The following is a 1,244-nucleotide window of genomic DNA, read 5'->3' on the forward strand; positions in this document are numbered from 1 at the left end:
CTGGTGTTGAAGCGGGTGTTCTGTGCGTCGAGAACATCCAGAAGCGAGCGCTGGCCAATCTTGAACTGCTCGCCGTAAGACGAGACGAGCTGAGCATTCTGCGAGGACTGCGAATTCAGGATCTGCGAGAGCTCGCCGCGGCTGCGGCGCTCATTCCAGGCCGAACGCACGGACTCTTCGATCTCGCGATGGACCTGATCGGATGCGTAGCGCTGCTCGCTGGCGCGACGGATCTGCTCCTGCTCGCGAGCTTGGTCGATACCACCGCGATAGAGGTTCCAGCGGGCGACCAAACGCACCTGGACGTCGTTGGTATTGCCCTGGCTGGTGCCCACGTCGTTGCCGACACTGGCACGACCTTCGAGATCGACGGTCGGGGCATAGTTGGAACGGGCGGCACGCACAGCCGCGTCAGCCGCATCGATGTCGGCGCGCGCCGAGTAGATGCGTGGATTGTTGGCCTTGGCGGTTGCGATGGCGTCATCCAGCGTGCGCGGGATGAACTTGGCAACCGAACCCGGCACCTTGGCATTGGTGATCGGCTCACCGACCGTCTTCAGGAAGCGGATCTTGGTGAGCTCCAGCTCTTCCTGAGCTTCACGCAGGCGGGCCTGGGCGGCCGCAAGACGCTCGCGTCCCTGAACGGCATCGACTTCCGTCAGCGCGCCGCCGGAGATGCCTTGGTTGATGTCAGAGAGAATGCCATTGTGGAACGATACGTTCTGCTGCGCGACACCGACGATCTTCGCCTGCAGAATGTATTCGAGATAGTCCTGAACGACCTGCAGGGCGATCGTCTCAGAACGCTCCAGGACGCGGAAGGAAGCGCCATCGACGCGCGAGGCCTGCTGATCGACCTGGGCCCGGCGGCCGCCGCCGTCCAGGAGACGCTGGGTGACCGTCAGACCGACCTCGGACGAATTAAAATCCTCGTAGTCTCGCGTCAGGGTTCCCGTGCTCTCGTTCGAGAGCCGGCGCTTTCCCACGCTTGCCTCGAGATCGATCGACGGGAGGTACAGACCGCGCGCCTGGCGCAGTTCGAACTCGACCGCTTCACGGTTCTGGACCGCCTGGGAAATCTGCGGATTGGTCGTCAGAGCCTTTTGAATGGCCTCTTGCAGCGACATGGCGCTTGCTGGCGCAACAGACGCGATGGCGAATGCTGCCGAGGTATACAAGGCGGCGAATAAAGTCTTTTTGCTAAACAACGGTCTGCCCCTACCCAAATCTTGCTTGGTGGCCGT

At 62.1% G+C, this 1,244-nt stretch carries 1 protein-coding gene; it reads right to left on the minus strand.

The window, feature by feature from the left end; translation table 11 throughout:
• The coding region (locus tag QWE_RS24190) for a TolC family outer membrane protein (protein ID WP_006728811.1) at positions 1-1,127 on the minus strand (1,127 nt) is incomplete at its 3' end.
• Positions 1,128-1,244: the final 117 nt, after the last annotated feature.

Source organism: Agrobacterium albertimagni AOL15 (assembly GCF_000300855.1).
GTDB lineage: Bacteria > Pseudomonadota > Alphaproteobacteria > Rhizobiales > Rhizobiaceae > Allorhizobium > Allorhizobium albertimagni.